This is a genomic window from Sorangium sp. So ce394, from assembly GCF_051474665.1.
Lineage (GTDB): Bacteria > Myxococcota_A > Polyangia > Polyangiales > Polyangiaceae > Sorangium > Sorangium cellulosum_D.
The window spans coordinates 6,824,969-6,842,857 of the sequence record NZ_CP150339.1 but is presented as its reverse complement, the minus strand read 5'-3'; the positions used below and the strand labels follow the sequence as shown (position 1 = coordinate 6,842,857).

Below are 17,889 nucleotides of genomic sequence, written 5' to 3'. Positions count from 1 at the left end.
CGCCGCTGTCGCTCGCGATGCGCGCGAGCGGGGTCGCGGCGCCGGCGCCCCTGTTCACGTCGCTGCTCAACTATCGCTACAACGTCGAGGCCAAGAACAGCGGCGACCGCAGCGACGGCGTCGAGGTCCTCGCCAGCCACGAGCGCACCAACTACCCGTTGACGCTGTCGGTCGACGACCTGGGCCACGACTTCGCGCTGACCGCGCTGGTCAGCAAGCGCGTCCTGCCCGAACGGGTGTGCGCGTTCATGCAGACCGCGCTGGAGCGCCTGGTGGACGCCCTCGAACACCGTACGCCGCTCCGCCTCGTCGACGTGCTGCCGGAGGCCGAGCGCCTGGATGTGGTGGAGAGGTGGAACCAGACGCGTGCGTCGGCGAGCCGAGGGTGCGTGCACGAGCAGTTCGAGGCGCATGCGCGGCGAAACCCCGATGCGATCGCGCTGGTGCACGGAGCGGAGCGCGTGAGCTATGGCGCGCTGAACGCGGCGGCGAACCGCCTGGCGCATCACCTGCGCGGGATGGGGGTGGGGCCGGAGCAGCGGGTGGCGATCTGCCTGGAGCGCGGCGTGGCGCTGGTGACCGCGATCCTTGCGGTCCTCAAGGCGGGCGGTGCGTACGTGCCGCTCGATCCGGCCTACGCGTCGGAGCGGCTGGTGGCGACGCTGGCCGACAGCGACCCTTTGGTGGTGCTGGTGGACGCGACGGGGCGCGTGGCGCTGGGTGAGCCAGCGTCGCGGTCGGCGCGGTGGGTCGATGTCGAGCAAGACGCGGCGCAGTGGGCGGAGGCGGCCGAGCACGATCCTGGGGTGGAAGTCTTGCCGAGCCACCTTGCGTACGTGATCTACACGTCGGGTTCGACGGGGCGGCCCAAGGGCGTGATGGTCGAGCACGCGCAGGTGTCGCGGTTGTTCGCGAGCACCGAGGCGTGGTTCGGGTTCGACGAGCGAGACGTGTGGAGCCTGTTCCACTCGATCGGGTTCGACTTTTCGGTGTGGGAGCTGTGGGGCGCGCTCTCGTACGGCGGGCGGCTGGTGATCGTGCCGCTGACGACCGCGCGCTCGCCGGTCGAGTTTTATGAATTGTTGTGCGCCGAAGGGGTGACGGTCCTGAACCAGACGCCGAGCGCGTTCCAGCAGCTGATGGCGGCGCAGGCGCAGACGCCGAGTGTGCACCAGCTGCGCTGGGTGATCTTCGGTGGAGAGGCGCTGGAGCTGCGGACGCTCAAGCCGTGGTACGAGCGCAACGACGAGCAAGCGACGAGGCTTGTGAACATGTACGGCATCACCGAGACGACGGTGCACGTGACCTACCGTGCGCTCGCGGCTCGGGACGCGGACCGGCTTGGGCCGAGCCCGATCGGGGTGAAGCTGCCCGACTTGCGGCTGTACGTGCTGGACGAGCAGAGGCAGCCGGTGGCGGTGGGGGTGACGGGCGAGCTGTACGTCGGAGGCGCGGGCGTGGCGCGCGGCTACCTCGGGCAGCCGGAGCTCACGGCGGAGCGGTTCGTCGACGACCCGTTCACGGGAACGGGGCGCCTGTACCGGACAGGCGATCTGGGTCGCTGGCTGCCCGACGGGAGCATCGAATACCTGGGACGCAACGACTTCCAGGTGAAGATTCGTGGCTTCCGGATCGAGCTAGGGGAGATCGAGGCGCGGCTGGCGGGCGCGCCAGGCGTCGCGGAGGTGGTGGTCGTCGCGCAGCCGGTGGGCGAGAGCGCGCCGGGAGAGCGGCGGCTGGTCGCGTATTACACGGGCGAGCACGCGCCGGATGCGCGCACGCTGCGTGAGCACGCCGCACGGGGCCTACCCGAATACATGCTGCCAGCCGCCTACGTGCGGCTCCCGGCGCTGCCGCTCACCCCCAACGGCAAGCTCGACCGCAAGGCGCTGCCGGCGCCAGACGTCGAGGACTTCGGGCGTCAGGGCTACGAGCAGCCGACGGGGCACATCGAGCAGGCGCTCGCCGGGATCTGGGCCGAGCTGCTGCAGGTCGAGCGCGTGGGCCGGCGCGACAGCTTCTTCGCGCTCGGCGGTCACTCGCTCGCGGCAGTGCGGCTGGTCTCTCGCGTCCGCAAGGCCCTGGGTGTCGAGCTCGCGCTGAGCGACGTGTTCTTGCGCCCGGAGCTCGCCGCGCTCGCCGAGGCCGTCAGCCGCGCCGCGCGCGCGGCCCAGCACGCGATCCCCGTCGCGCAGCGCAGCGGGCCGCAGCCGCTGTCGCTGGCGCAGCGGCGACTCTGGTTCTTGAGCCAGATGGGCGGCGCGAGCGAGGCTTATCACATCAGCGGCGTGGTCGGGCTCCGCGGTGCGCTCGCCCGCGACGTCCTCCGCCGCGCGCTCCAGCGCATCGTCGAGCGCCACGAGGCCCTGCGCACCTGCTTCCAGGAGCTCGACGGCGAGCCGGTGCAAATCGTCCAGGATGCCGGGCTGGTCCTCGACGAGCGAGACCTTCGCGGCGAAAGCGACCCCGAGGCCGCCACGCGCCGGTTGATCGAATCGAACACGGCCCGCGCGTTCGATCTCACCCGCGAAATCCCGCTGCGCGTGCTGCTCGTGCGGCGCGCCGAGCACGAGCACGTGTTGCACGTGGTCATGCACCACATCGCCTCCGACGGCTGGTCGATCGGCGTGTTCGTGGACGAGCTGAGCCGGCTCTATCGCGCGTTCCTTGCCGGGCAACCCGACCCGCTGCCTCCACTCGCGATCCAGTACGCCGACTACGCGGCCTGGCAGCGACGCTGGCTCGGCCACGGCGAGCTCGAGGCGCAGACGGCGTACTGGCGCGAGAGCCTGCAGGGCGCGCCGGTCCTCCTGGAGCTGCCCATCGACCGGCAGCGCCCCGCGCGGCAGGATCACGCAGGCGCCGCGGTCGACCTCGCGCTCGACGCCGCGCTGACGGCGCGGATCCACGCGGCGGCGCAGCACCACGGCGTGACGCCCTACGTGCTGCTGCTCTCCAGCTGGGCGGCGCTGCTGGGCCGGCTGTCCGGCCAGACCGACGTCGTGATCGGCAGCCCGGTCGCGGGCCGCAATCGGACCGAGGTCGAGCCTCTGATCGGCTTCTTCGTCAACACCCTTCCCCTGCGCATCGACCTGAACGGCGAACCCACGGTACGCGAGCTCGTGGCGCGCACCCGCGATCGGGTGCTGGCTGGGCAGGCTCACCAGGACCTGCCTTTCGACCAGATCGTCGAGGCCGTGAACCCGCCGCGCAGCCTCGCGCACACGCCGCTCTTTCAGGTGATGTTCGCCTGGCAGAACACCGCCGACGCGGCGCTCGAGATGCCGGGCCTCGAGCTCTCGGAGCTGCGCGTGGCGCAGCCGACCGCTCAGCTCGACTTGACGCTGACGCTGCACGAAGGCCCCGCGGGCATCACCGGTGATCTGAGCTATGCGACGGCGCTCTTCGATCACGAGACGGCAGAGCGCATCCGCGGCCAGTGGCTCACGCTGCTCGAGGCCATGCTCGCCGATGAAGAGCGGCCGGTCAGCGCACTGCCGCTCCTGTCCGAGCGCGAGCGCCGCGCGCTGCTCGTCGACTGGAACACGATGGCCGACGTGCCGGCGCTGGACTGCCTCCACGAGCGATTCGAGGCGCAGGTCCGGCAGAGGCCCGACGCCATCGCCCTGACGCACGGCCCGGCGCAGCTCACCTATCGCGCGCTGAACGAACGCGCGAACCGGCTCGCCCATCACCTGAGGGCGCTGGGGATCGGGCCGGACCGCCTGGTCGCGATCTGCGTCGATCGCGGCCTCGACATGGTCACCGCCCTCCTCGCCGCGCTCAAGGCCGGCGGCGCCTACGTGCCGCTCGATCCGGCGTACGCGTCCGAGCGGCTCGGCGCCACGCTCGCCGACTGCGCGCCAGCCGTGCTGCTGGTCGACGCGGTGGGGCGCGAGGCGCTGGGGGCGTTCACGCCGGGCCCCACGCACGTGATCGACCTCGACCGTGACGCCGCAACCTGGGCTGATGCGCCCGACAGCGATCTCGAACGTGGCTCCACCGGCGTGGCGCCGAACCACCTCGCGTACGTCATCTACACGTCGGGATCGACCGGGAGGCCCAAGGGCGTCATGGTCGAGCACGCCCACGTCGTGCGTCTGTTCGACGCCACCGAGGCGTGGTTTCACTTCGACGACCACGACGTGTGGACGCTGTTCCACTCGTTCTCGTTCGACTTCTCGGTGTGGGAGATCTGGGGTGCGCTCCTGTACGGCGGCCGGCTGGTCATCGTGCCGGCGGCGGTCGCCCGCTCGCCCCGCCACATGGTCGAGCTGATCTGCGACGAGGGCGTGACCGTGCTCAACCAGACGCCGAGCGCCTTCCAGCAGCTCATGGCGGCCGAGGCGGAGTGCGGGCGCGCGAACCGGCTGCGCACCATCATCTTCGGCGGCGAGGCGCTCGAGCTGCACACGCTGCGGCCGTGGTATGCGCGCCACGAGCGCGGCCCGCGGCTCGTCAACATGTACGGGATCACGGAGACCACCGTGCACGTGACGTACCGCCCGCTCGAGGCCGAGGACGCGCTTCGGCCGGGACCGAGCCCGATCGGCGTGCGCATTCCCGATCTGCAGCTGCACATCCTCGACGGACATCGCCAGCCGGTGCCGGTCGGCGTGACCGGCGAGCTCTACGTCGGCGGCGCCGGCGTGGCGCGCGGCTACCTGGGCCAGCCCGAGCTCACCGCCGAGCGTTTCCTCGAAAACCCGTTCCCCGGCGGCGGCCGGCTGTACCGCACCGGCGACCTGGCGCGCCGGCTGCCCGACGGCAGCGTCGAGTACCTGGGCCGCAACGACTTCCAGGTCAAGATCCGCGGCTTCCGCGTCGAGCTCGGCGAAATCGAGGCGTGCCTGTCGCGCGCCCCGGGCGTGCGCGACGTGGTCGTCGTCGCGCGCGAGGACGAGCCGGGCGACAAGCGCCTCGTCGCGTATTTCACGGCCAGCGGCGAACCCGCGCCGGACGCCGAGCTGCTCCGGCGGCACGCCGCGCAGTCGCTGCCGCCGTACATGGTCCCGGCCGCCTATCTTCACCTGGAGGCGCTGCCGCTCACGGGCAACGGCAAGCTCGATCGCAAGGCGCTGCCGGCCCCGCAAGCGGGCTCGTACGTGCGGCGTGCGTACGAGGAGCCGCGCGGGCGGATCGAGGTGCTGCTCGCGGACCTGTGGTCGGAGCTGCTCAAGGTCGAGCGCGTGGGACGCCGTGACGACTTCTTCGCGCTGGGCGGTCACTCGCTGCTCGCCGTACAGCTGGTGTCCAGGGTGCGCCGCGCGCTCGACATCGAGGTCTCGCTCGCCGTCGTGTTCGAGCACCCCGAGCTCGCCCGGCTCGCGGAGCGCCTGAACGAAGCGGCGACCTCGCGGTTACCCGCGTTCGTGCCGCTGACCGACGACGAGCGCCGAGAGCCCCAGCCGCTCTCGCTGGCGCAGCAGCGGCTGTGGTTCTTGACCCGGCTCGACGGCGCGAGCGACGCCTATCACATCGGCGGCGCAGTGCGCCTGCGTGGCGCGCTCGACCGCGAGGCGCTGCGCCGGTCGCTGCAGCGGATCGTCGAGCGCCACGAGGCGCTGCGCACCACGTTCGAGCGGATCGACGGACAGCCGAGGCAGGTGGTGCGGCGCGATGCGGTGCTCCCCTGGCAGGAGCGCGAGCTCGCCGCCGAGGCCTACCCCGACCGCGAGGCCGCGGCCCTCTCGATGTGCAGCGCGCACGAGTCCGCGGCGTTCGATCTCGAGCGCGATCTGCCGGTGCGCGCGCTGCTCGTGCGGCTGTCCGCCGACGACCACGTCCTGCATCTGGTGATGCATCACATCGCCGCCGACGGCTGGTCCATGGGGATCCTGCTCGGCGAGCTGACCGCGCTCTATCGCGCCCTGGCTCGCGGCGAGGCCGATCCGCTCCCGCCGCTGGCGATCCAGTACGTCGACCACGCGGTCTGGCAGCGTCGCTGGCTCGCCGCGGGCGAGCTCGAGGCCCAGGCCGAGTTCTGGCGCCGCAACCTGGCCGGCGCGCCGGCGCTGCTCGAGCTGCCGACCGACCAGCCGCGGGTCGAGCGCAGCCACGCCGGAGCCAACGTCGATGTTCAGCTCGGCGCCGCGCTGAGCCATCGGCTGTATGCGCTGTGCCGGCGCCACGGCGTGACGCCGTACATGGCGCTGCTCGCCAGCTGGGCCGCGACGCTCGGCCGGCTCGCGAACCAAGAAGACGTGGTGATCGGCAGCCCGGTCGCCGGCCGCAGCCGGACGGAGCTCGAGCCGCTGATCGGCTTCTTCGTCAACACGCTCGCCCTGCGCATCGACCTGCGCGGCGAGCCGACGGTGGCCCAGCTGCTCGCGCGCACCCGCGCGCAGGTCCTGGCCGCGCAGGACCACCAGGACCTGCCGTTCGACCAGGTGGTCGAGGCGGTCAAGCCGCCGCGCAGCCTCGCGCATTCGCCCCTGTTCCAGGTCATGTTCGACCACCACGCCGCGCAGCCCGGCGGGCTCGAGCTGCCCGGCTTGCAGCTGTCGAGCGTCGAGCGGCCAGCGGCGACGGCCCGGTTCGACCTGTCGCTGACCCTCGAGGAGGGCGACGCCGGGATCACCGGCTCTCTGGTCTACGCGACGGCGCTGTTCGAGCGCGCCACGGTGGAGCGCATCGTGGCGCACTGGACGACCTTGCTCGAGGCCATGGCGGCTGGCGACGACCGTCGTGTCGCGGAGCTCCCGGTGCTGAGCGAGGCGCAGCGCCGGCAGATCCTGGTCGAATGGAACGACACCGCCGGGGACTATCCGCGCGCGAAGTGCCTGCACGAGCTGTTCGAGGATCAGGCGCGCCGCACGCCGGACGCGACGGCGCTCGTCGCGGGCGATCAGTCGCTGAGCTTCGCCGAGCTCGACGCGCGGGCCAGCCGGCTCGCGCGATCGCTGCGCGCGCGGGGCGTCGGTCCCGACGTGCTCGTCGCGGTGTGCGCCGAGCGCGGCATCGCGATGGTGGTCGGCTTCCTCGGGGTGCTCAAGGCCGGCGGCGCGTACATCCCGGTGGATCCGCACCACCCCGTCGCGTGGCTCGCGGAGATGCTCGAGGAGGCCGCGCCGCGCGTGGTGCTGACCGAGGCGGCGTGGCAGGCGCGCTTGCCCGCCGCGCAGGCGGACGTCGTCCTGCTCGCTCCGGGCGGCGAGCCCGTCGAGGACGTCGACCGCTCGGCCGACGCCGGCGAGCTCGACCCGCGCGCCCTCGGGCTGACCCCCCGGCACCTGGCGTACGTCATGTTCACGTCCGGATCGACCGGGCGCCCCAAGGGGGTCATGGTCGAGCACCGCGGGATCGTGAACTACACGGCCCACATGATCCGGCAGCAGGATCTGGCGAGCGGCGATGGCTCCCTCATCCTCACCTCGCTCAGCTTCGACCTCGCGCTCACCGGGCTCTACCCGCCGCTCTTGTGCGGCAAGACCGTGCGCCTCGGCACACCGGGCAACGACGTGGAGGCGTGGCGTCGCCAGCTCCTCTCGTGCTCCAACCTCGCGCCGCTCAAGCTGACACCGTCGCACCTGGCGCTGCTGCAGCAGGTGATCCCCGCGGAGGCGCTGGCTGGCCGGGTCCGCACGCTCGTGCTGGGCGGCGAGCCGCTGCGCGGCGCCGCGCTGCGCTGGTGGCGCGAGCACGCGCCCGACATGCGAATCTTCAACAACTACGGACCGACGGAGATCTCGGTCGCCTGCACCGCCCAGGAGGTCACCGATCCGCTGCCCGCGTCGGTGCCGCTCGGACGGCCCATCACCAACGCGCGGATCTACATCCTCGATGCCCGCGGCGAGCCCGTACCGGTCGGCGTGGCCGGCGAGCTCCACGTCGGCGGCGTGGGCGTGGCGCGCGGCTACGTCAACCGCCCGGAGCTGACCCGCGAGCGGTTCCTGCCAGATCCGTTCGCCGCCGAGCCCGACGCGCGGATGTACCGCACCGGCGACGTCGCGCGCTGGCGTCCCGACGGCATCATCGAATACCTCGGGCGCAACGATCACCAGGTCAAGATCCGCGGCTACCGCGTCGAGCTCGGCGAGATCGAGACCGCGCTGCGCGCGCAGGACGGCGTCGACGAGGTGGTGGTGGTGGCGCGCGAGGACGCGCCGGGCGACCTTCGCCTCGTCGCCTACCTCACGGGCGCGCCGGTGTCGCCGGAGGCGCTGCGGCAGCACGCGAGCGATCGTCTGCCATCCTACATGGTGCCGTCGGCGTTCGTGCACCTCGCGGCGCTGCCGCTCACGGCCAACGGCAAGATCGATCGCGCGGCGCTGCCGGCGCCGGACGGGCAGGCCTCGACCCGCGCCTACGAGGCGCCGCGCGGCGAGAAGGAGGAGCGGCTGGCCCGGATCTGGGCCGAGCTGCTCAAGCTCGAGCAGGTCGGGCGCAACGACAACTTCTTCGAGCTCGGCGGACACTCGCTCTTGGCCGTGAGCCTCATCGAGCGCATGCGCGCCGAGCGGCTGCACGCCGACGTGCGCGCGGTGTTCCTGGCGTCGAACCTGGCCGAGCTCGCCCAGCGGGCCGGCGCCGAGCGCCAGGAGGTCGCGCTGCCGGACAACCTCGTCACCCCCGGGGCGACGCGCATCACCCCGGAGATGCTGACCCTCGTCCGCCTCGATCAGGAGGCGATCGACAGCATCGTCGCGGGCGTCGACGGCGGCGCGGCCAACGTGGCCGACATCTACCCGCTCGCGCCGCTCCAGGAGGGGATGCTGTTCCACCACCTGCTCGACGACAGCAGCGACGCGTACGTCGAATCGCACCTGCTCGCGTTCCCGACCCGAGCCGGGCTCGATCGCTTCGTCGCCGCGCTCGATCACGTGATCGCTCGCCACGACATCCTGCGCACCGGCATCGCTTGGCGCGGGCTCGATCAGCCCGTCCAGGTCGTGCGCCGGCAGGCGAAGCTGCCGGTCGAGCTCGTCGCGCTCGATCCGCGCGACGGCGACATCGCGACCCAGCTCGCCGCGCGCTGCGATCCGCGGCGCGTGCGGCTCGACATCAGCCAGGCGCCGCTCTTGCGCTGCCACATCGCGAGCGACGAGGCGAACAGCCGCTGGGTGATGAGCGTGCTGTCGCATCACCTCGTGGTCGATCACACGACCCTCGATCTGCTCGTCCACGAGGCGAAGGCCTTCTTGCGCGGCGAGGGCGACCGCCTGCCGCCGCCGGTGCCGTTCCGCACGTTCGTGGCCCAGGCGCGCCTGGGCGTCAGCCAGGACGAGCACCGTGCGTTCTTCGCGCGGATGCTTGGCGACATCGACGAACCGACCGCGCCCTTCGGGCTCGTCGACGTGCGCGGTGACGGCCGGGGCATCGGCGAGGCGCACGAGCTTCTGCCGGCCGAGCTCGCCCTGGCCATCCGACGCGAGGCGCGGCGGCTCCGGGTCAGCCCCGCGAGCCTCATGCACCTGGCGTGGGCGATGGTGCTGGCCCGGACGACCGGGCGCGAGCAGGTGGTGTTCGGCACCGTGCTGTTCGGCCGGATGCAGGGCGGCGCCCACGCCGATCGCGGCCTGGGCCTGTTCATGAACACGCTGCCGGTGCGGCTCGGCGTCGGCGAGCGCGGCGTCGCCGAGAGCGTGACCGCGACCCACGCGCTGCTCGTCGACCTGCTCCGCCACGAGCACGCCCCCCTCGTGCTGGCGCAGCGGGCGAGCGCCGTGCCGGCGGAGGCGCCGCTCTTCACCTCGCTCCTCAACTACCGCTACACGATCGAGGATGCCGCGCCAGAGGCGCCGACGGCGGGCGATGCGAGCGAAGACCGCATCGAGCTGCTGTCCGCCGAGGAGCGGACCAACTACCCGCTCGTCATGTCGGTGGATGATCTCGGCGAGGGCTTCGCGCTCACCGCTCACGTGCGCGAGCCGATCGAGCCCGCGCGCGTCTGCGCCTTCATGCGCACGGCCGTGGAGGCGGTCGTGCACGCGCTCGAGCACGGAGGCGGCGCGGCCCTGTGCGAGCTCGACGTGCTGCCGGCGGCGGAGCGCGCGCAGGTCGTCACTGCCTGGAACGCGACGGCGCGGGACTACCGACACGATCTGTGCGTGCACGAGCTGTTCGAGGCCCAGGCGCGGCGAACGCCGGACGCGATCGCGGTGATCGCGGGCGAGGCCCGCGCGACCTACCGCGAGCTCGACGAGCGCGCGAACCGGCTCGCCCACCTGCTCCGCGCCCGCGGCGTGGGCCCGGACGGCCTGGTCGGCGTGGCTGTCGACCGCGGCATCGATCTGCTCGTGGCGGTGCTCGGAACGCTGAAGGCGGGCGGGGCCTACGTCCCGCTCGATCCGAGCTATCCGCGCGAGCGCCTCGCGACCATGCTCGCCGACGCCCGGCCGAGCCAGCTCGTCACCCAGACCGCGATCGCGGCGAGCCTGCCGGCCACCTCCGCGGCGCTCGTGCTGCTCGACGCGCCGGGCGCGCTCGACGGGCATCCCAGCGGTCGCCCGGAGCGCGCGGAGCTGACATCGCGCCACCTCGCGTACGTCATCTACACGTCCGGATCGACCGGCAAGCCCAAGGGCGTGATGGTCGAGCACCGCAGCGTCGTCAACTTCCTGACCACCATGCAGGACGCTCCCGGCATCACCGCCGAGGACGTGCTGCTCGGCGTGACCTCGCTGTCGTTCGACATCGCCGGGCTCGAGCTGTACCTGCCGCTGTCGTGCGGGGCGACCGTGGTGATCGCCACCCGCGAGCAGGCAGGTGACCCGGCGGCGCTGCATGCGCTGATCGAGGCCCACGGCGTATCGATCCTGCAAGCGACGCCCTCGACCTGGCGCATGCTCGCGCAGCACAGCTGGCCTGCGCGGTGCCGCTCGCTCAAGGTGCTGTGCGGCGGTGAGGCGTTGCCGCCGAGCCTGGCCGCGGAGCTCCTCGGCGGCGTGCCCGAGCTGTGGAACCTGTACGGTCCGACCGAGACGACCATCTGGTCGACCCTGAGCCGCCTCACCGAGCCGGTTCCGCACATCGGCCGACCGATCGCCAACACGCAGGTCTACGTGCTCGACGCGCAGCGCCGCCCCGTGCCCATCGGCGTACCCGGTGAGCTCTATATCGGCGGCGATGGCGTGGCGCGCGGCTACCTCCATCGCGAGGAGCTGACCGCAGAGCGCTTCGTGTCCGATCCGTTCGCGCCGACCGGACGCCTGTACCGCACTGGCGATCTCGTCCGCTGGCTCCCTGACGGCGACCTCGAGTACCTCGGGCGCAACGATTTCCAGGTCAAGCTGCGCGGCTTCCGCATCGAGCTCGGCGAGATCGAGGCGCGGCTGGCCGAGGTCGACGAGGTCCGTGAGGTCGTCGTGGTGGCGCGCGAGGACGTGCCGGGCGACGCGCGCCTGGTCGCCTATTACACGGCGCCGGCCTCCCGTACCGACGCGCTCCGGCAGCATGCCGCCGCGAGCCTCCCTGGCTACATGATGCCGGCGGCCTTCGTGCACCTGTCGGCGATGCCGCTCACCGCGAACGGCAAGATCGATCGCAAGGCGCTGCCCGCCCCGGAGACCAGCTCGCCGGTGCGGCGTCACGACGAGGCGCCGCGCGGCCAGATCGAGCAGATGCTCGCGGGGCTCTGGGCCGATCTGCTCCAGGTGCCGGACGTGACCCGCCACGACAACTTCTTCGAGCTCGGCGGCCACTCCCTGCTCGCCGTGCAGATGGTGTCACGGCTTCGCCGGATGCTCGACGTCGAGGTCCCGCTCGCCCACGTCTTCGAGCACCCGCGGCTGAGCGCGCTGGCCGAGCGGCTGAGCGACGCTGCCCGCTCGCAGGTCGACGCGATCACGCCGATCGAGCGTGGCGGACCGCTGCCGCTCTCGCTGGCGCAGAAGCGCCTGTGGATCCTCGACCGGCTGTCCGAAGGCCGCCAGGCGCACCACCTCCACGGCGGCATCCGGCTGCGCGGTCCGCTCGATCGCGAGGCGCTCGCCTGGGCGCTCGCGCGGATCGTGAAGCGTCACGAGGCGCTGCGCACCTGCTTCCGCGTCGTCGACGGGGAGCCCGTGCAGATCGTGCGGCCCGAGGCCGAGGCCGAGCTGGTCCTGGTTGCGCGCGATCTGCGCGGGCGGCGCGACATCGAGGCCACGACGCTGCAGCTCGCGAGCGCGCACATCGCGGCGCGGTTCGACCTCGAGCGCGACCTGCCGATGCGGGCGATGCTCATGCGCGTCGCTGACGACGAGCACGTGCTGCACATCGTGACGCACCACATCGTGTCGGATGGTTGGTCGATGGGCGTGCTGCTCGACGAGCTCAGCGCCCTGTACAACGCGCACCGCAAGGGTGCGCCCGACCTCCTGCCCGCCCTTTCGGTCCAGTACGCCGACTACGCCGCCTGGCAGCGCCGTTGGCTGGAGCGCGGCGAGCTGGAAAACCAGGTCGAGTTCTGGCGCCGCAACCTCGACGGCGCGCCGACGCTGCTCACGCTGCCGACCGATCGACCTCGCCCGGCCCAGCAGGACCACGGTGGCGACACCGTCGCCGTGCGCCTGCCCGTCGAGCTCGCCGATCAGCTCCGGGCGCTCTGCCGGCGCCACGGCGTGACCCTGTACATGACCATCCTCGCGAGCTGGGCCGTGACGCTGGGGCGGCTCGCCGGCCAAGACGACGTGGTGATCGGCACCCCGGTCGCGGGCCGGACCCGGGCCGAGATCGAGCCGCTGATCGGCTTCTTCGTCAACACCCTGGCGATGCGCATCGACCTCGCCGGCGATCCGACGCTCGCCCAGTTGCTCGCGCGGACGCGGGCCCAGGTGCTTGCGACCCAGCGTCACCAGGATCTGTCGTTCGATCAGGTCGTCGAGGTGGTGAAGCCACCGCGCAGCCTCTCGCACTCGCCGATCTTCCAGGTCCTGTTCGCATGGCAGAACACGCCCGCTGGCGCGCTCGCGCTCGACGGCCTCGATCTGGCGAGCTTCGAGGTGCCCCAGTCGTCGTCGCAGTTCGACCTGCGCCTTTCGCTCTACGAGACCGAGTCCGGGATCGAGGGTACGCTGAGCTACGCGACCGCCCTGTTCGAGCGCGCCACGGCGGAGCGCTTCGCCGCGATGTTCGAGCGGTCGCTGCGCGCGGCGGTGGCCAGCGGCGCCGACACACGGCCCATCGAACGGCTGTCGCTGCTCGACGCCGCGGAGCGCACGCAGGTGGTCACGACCTGGAACGAGACCCGCGCTCCGTACCCGGATGACCGCTGCTTCCACGAGCTGTTCGAGGACCAGGTGGCCCGCACGCCGAACGCGGCGGCGCTGGTCTGGGATTCCGGGCAGCTCTCGTACAAAGAGCTCGACGAGCGCGCCAATCGACTCGCCCGCTACCTGCGCCGCCGCGGCGTGCGAGCCGAGTCGCGCGTGGCGGTCTGCATCGACCGCGGCCCCGACGTGATCGTCGCGCTGCTGGCGACGCTCAAGGCCGGCGGCGCCTACGTGCCGCTCGATCCGTCGTACCCGCCCGAGCGGCTGGCAACCATGCTGGCCGACAGCGCACCCAAGGTCGTGGTGGTCGACGCCATCGGCAAAGCCGCCGTCGGACCTCGGGCGGTGATCGACCTGTCGCGCGGCGACGCGGCATGGGCCAACGAGCCAGCCGGCCCGCTCGACCGGGCCGAGGTCGGGGTCGGATCGAGGAGCCTCGCCTACCTCATCTACACCTCCGGTTCCACCGGCCAGCCCAAGGGCGTCCTGAACGAGCACCGCGGGCTTTGCAATCTGGTGACCGCCCAGAGCGCGATCTTCGGCGTCGACGAGATGAGCCGCGTGCTGCAATTCGCGGCATTCAGCTTCGACGCCAGCGTGTCGGAGGTCGGCATGGCGCTGGTCCGCGGCGCGAGCCTGCACGTGGTCTCGCGCGACGAGCTCATGCCCGGCACGGCGCTGTCGAGGACGCTCGCGCGCCACGGGATCACCCACGTCACGCTGCCGCCGTCCGCGCTCGCGCAGTGCGACCCCAAGCATTTCACGGCGACCACGCTGATCGTCGCGGGCGAGGCGATCGCGTTGCGCGAGGCGCAGCGCTGGTCGGCGCAGGTCAGGCTCTTCAACGCGTACGGCCCGACCGAAGCGGCGGTATGCGCGACGATCCACCGCTGCTCGCGCCTCGATGGCGCGACCGTGCCGATTGGACGGCCCATCCCCAACGTGCGGATCTACCTCCTCGACCGCTATCGCGAGCCAGTGCCGGTCGGCGTGATCGGCGAGATCTACATCGGCGGTGACGGCGTCGGGCGCGGCTACCTGAATCGCCCGGAGCTCACCGAGGAGCGCTTCCTCGACGATCCGTTGAGCGACCGCGCCGGCGACCGCATGTACCGTACCGGCGACCTCGGGCGCTGGCTGCCCGACGGCAGCGTCGAGTTCCTCGGGCGCAACGATCACCAGGTCAAGATCCGCGGCTTCCGTATCGAACCTGGTGAGATCGAGGCCGTGCTGGCCGAGGAGGAGGGCGTCGGGGAGGTGCTCGTGCTGGCACGCGAGGATCAGCCCGGCGACCTCCGGCTGGTCGCCTACTACACGGCGGAGCACCCGGTGCCGGTCGGCACGCTGCGCAGGCGCCTCGCCGACCGGTTGCCGGAGTACATGATCCCCTCGGCCTACGTGCACCTCGCCGGGTTTCCGCTGAGCGCGAACGGCAAGGTGGATCGCAAGGCGCTGCCGATCCCGGAAGTCGAGGCCTACGTCAGCCGCGCCTACCTACCGCCCCAGGGCGAGATCGAGCAGAGCGTGGCGGCGCTGTGGGCCGAGCTGCTGAACGTCGATCGGATCGGACGTCACGACAGCTTCTTCGATCTCGGGGGCCACTCGCTGCTCGCGGTGCAGATGCTGGCCCGGCTGCGCGAGATCGTCGATGCGGAGGTCGCGCTGCGCGAGCTGTTCGCCGCGCCCACGCTGCTCGAGCTCTGCGCCGTGGCCGCGCGCCGGACGCCGCTGCATCTACGCTCGAACCTCACGCCATTCCGCCGCGCCGGCACCAAAGGACCGGTGTTCTTCATCCACCCCGGCCCGGGCGAGATCGGCTACGTCACCGCGCTCCTTCCGGGCATCGACCCCGAGGTGCCAGTCTATGGCCTGTCGGCCATCGGCTACCTCGCCGGCGAGACGCCGCTCGAGACGATCGAGGCCATGGCGACCGCGTACGTCAGCGCCATCCGCGAGGTTCAGCCCCACGGGCCCTATCGCATCGTCGGCTGGTGCTTGGGCGGCAACGTCGGCTACGAGATGGCGCACCAGCTGCTCTCGGCTGGCGAGCGCGTCGAGTTCCTCGCCTTCCTCGATGCTCCCAGCAGCGGGCCGATCGACCCGTCGTGGCTGGCCACCGTGCTCAATCGGCTCCCCGACGACATCCCGGACGAGCTGCGCGCCAAGCTCGTCGAGCTCGACCGCGCGGGCGACGTGCGCGGCATGCTGCTGACCTCCCAGGCAGCCGGCTTCCTGCCCGTCAACCTGCCGATCGACGTCATCGAGCGCTACGTGACCGTCGCGCATGCCGTCAAGCACGCCAAGCTGCGCTACGTCCCGCCGCGACTCCCGATCACGATCACGCACTATCTCGCCGCGGAGCGTGATCCGGTGTGGACGATGGATGGGTGGGAGAAGGTGGCCCAGCGCGTGGTCTACGAGGAGGTCGGCGGCGACCACATGACGATGGTGCAGCCACCGCACGCCCGCGCCCTGGCCCGACGCATCTCCGAGGACATGGCGCGTGCCAGCGCGGAGCACCTCGCCGTCGAAGCTCGGCCCTCGCGCGTCGAAAAACAATCACGAGCCCACGCGGGCCCAAACATCTCTGAATGATGGAAGCAAGCCTTGACCGCAACCGCATGATCTCGCGGCGACGCCTGGCCGAGCTGTCTCGGCGCGACACCGCCCGGGTCCTCCGCGCGTTCGCGTTCGACTACGCGGTGATCGTCGCGGCGGTCGTGATCAGCGAACGGTTCTGGTCGCTGCCGCTCTACGTGGCGGCGGTGATCACCATCGCCGCGCGTCAGGTCGGGATGTTCTCGGTTGCGCTCCACGATGGCGCGCATGGCCTGCTCACGCGCGATCGGGCTCGCAATGACCGCCTCGCGCGGCGCTTGCTCGTGCCGAGCATCGTCTTCGACTTGCTCGAGTACCGTCCGATGCACTTCGACCATCACCGTCACGTCAACGCCCCGGCCGACCCCGATCTAGAGGAGTTCTTGGACTGGTACGCCCTGCCGCCGTGGCGTCGGGCGCTCCAGCTCGCGGGCGCGCTGGTCGGCCTACGCCTGCTCGTGCCGCTGTGCCGGCTGGTGATCCGTGGCAACTGGCGGCAGCGCGCGCTCGCGATCGCGATCCCGGGCGCGCTGGTCGCCGGGGTGCTCCTGCCGGTGTGGCCGCTGCGAATCGTGGCGCTCTACTGGATGGTGCCGCTCGCGACCTGGGGAATGTTCATCAACCTGCTGCGCGCGGTCGCCGAGCACTACCCGCCGGGCACGGCGAACCGGCCGTCGGACGCGCCGCTGGTGATGCTGACCCGCGATGTCGTGCCCTCGCTGTTCGACAGCGCCTTCGTGGTCACGCGCAACGCCAACTACCACCTATCACACCATCTATTTCCCAGCGTTCCCTTCTTCCGGCTCCCCGAGCTGCACGGCGAGCTCGCCCGGAGCGAGCCGTTCCAGCGCCACGCGCATGTCACTCGCGGCTACCATCGAGCCCTGCTGGAAGTGGTGTTCGACCGCGCCCCGGCCGCAGCGTTCCAGAGAGGTGCAGCGCCATGATCCCGCTCGCAATCGGCTCGTTCGTCACCCTGCTCGCGCTCGGGCTGTTCCGGCTGACCCGACAGTGGCTCGCCGAGCGCCGGCGGAGGCAGCGCATCGAGCGCGAGTTCTGGGCGCGGCAGAGCCGTGACGCCGTAACGCGGTTGGTGTCGGGCGCCGCGGCGGCGATCCCCGCGCCGCTCGAGGTGCTGCAACAGCACGCCGCAGTGAGCAGCACGGTGCAGGCGATCGTCGTCGCCCGCGAGCTCGGCATGCTGCGCTTCCTCGACGACCGTCCGGGGACGACCGCCGCCGAGCTGGCGGCCCACTTCGGCTTCGTGGAGCGCCCGGTGCGCGCGTGGGTCGAGCTCCTGGCCGCCGCGGGGGTCCTCGAGGGCCGCGACCAGGGTCTGGCGCTGACCGAGGCCGCGCGGTTCTACCTCTATCCCGAGAGCCCGTTCTTCGACAGCTCGCTGCCCGCCGCGTCGATCAGCCGCTCGCTCCTCCACACGCTGCGCTCGGGCAGCGCCGGCGGCTCCAAGGCGAAGTGGTCGGAAGGCAGCGCGCACCACGCCGCGCTATGGGGACCGGCCATGCACCGGTTCTCGTTTCCGCTCGGCTTCGCGCTCGATGCCTCGGGTCTGCTCGCGGGCCGGCGCGCGATCCTCGATGTCGCCGGCGGCATCGGCTCGATGTGCGTCGCGCTCGCGCTCCGCGACCCCAGTCGGCAGCTCACGCTGCTCGAGCTGCCGGGCAGCGTGGACCTGGCGCGACAGCTGACCGACCGCTACGGCGTGGCCGATCGCGTGCGCTGCGTCGGCGGCGACATGTTCCAGGTCGCGTGGCCTGACGGCTTCGACGCCGTCCTGTTCACCAACATCTTTCACGACTGGAATGACGAGCGCTGTCTCGAGCTGGCGCGGCGCGCCTACGCCAGCCTGAAGCCGGGTGGTCTCGTGCTCGTGCAAGAGGCGCTGCTCGACGAGGATAGGCCCGGGCCGCTGTGGACCGCCCATTTCTCGCTCATGATGGCGCTCGATATGGAGGCGCGTCAGTTTCGCCCCTCGGAGCTGCGCGACCTGCTCGCCCAGGCCGGCTTCGTCGATCTCCGCGTCACGCCGCTGCTCGGATACAACAGCTCGGTGGTCGGTGCCCGGCCAGTCACCGGCTGA

3 protein-coding genes (1 of these 3 running past the window's edge) are annotated in these 17,889 nt (G+C 71.8%); all 3 read left to right on the top strand.

Features of this window, described 5'->3' with window-relative positions:
* Tightly spaced (each overlapping or abutting the next), the 3 genes in view from WMF33_RS24990 to WMF33_RS24980 form a layout consistent with a single transcriptional unit that may run on beyond the window.
* Positions 1 to 15,788: the 3' portion of an amino acid adenylation domain-containing protein gene (locus WMF33_RS24990; RefSeq protein ID WP_437322190.1), read on the top strand. The gene continues 1,285 nt to the left of window position 1, outside the view; only the last 15,788 of its 17,073 coding nucleotides appear in the window; the start codon falls outside the window, past its left edge; its stop codon occupies positions 15,786 to 15,788.
* Positions 15,785 to 16,738 carry a fatty acid desaturase family protein gene (locus WMF33_RS24985; protein ID WP_437322189.1) on the top strand — a complete coding sequence of 318 codons (954 nt, stop codon included), beginning with the start codon at positions 15,785 to 15,787 and terminating at the stop codon, positions 16,736 to 16,738. The genes WMF33_RS24990 and WMF33_RS24985 overlap by 4 nt, the downstream gene beginning before the upstream one ends.
* Positions 16,735 to 17,889, top strand: a complete 1,155-nt coding sequence (locus WMF33_RS24980; protein WP_437322188.1) for a methyltransferase — start codon at positions 16,735 to 16,737, stop codon at positions 17,887 to 17,889. Before WMF33_RS24985 ends, WMF33_RS24980 begins: the two co-directional genes overlap by 4 nt.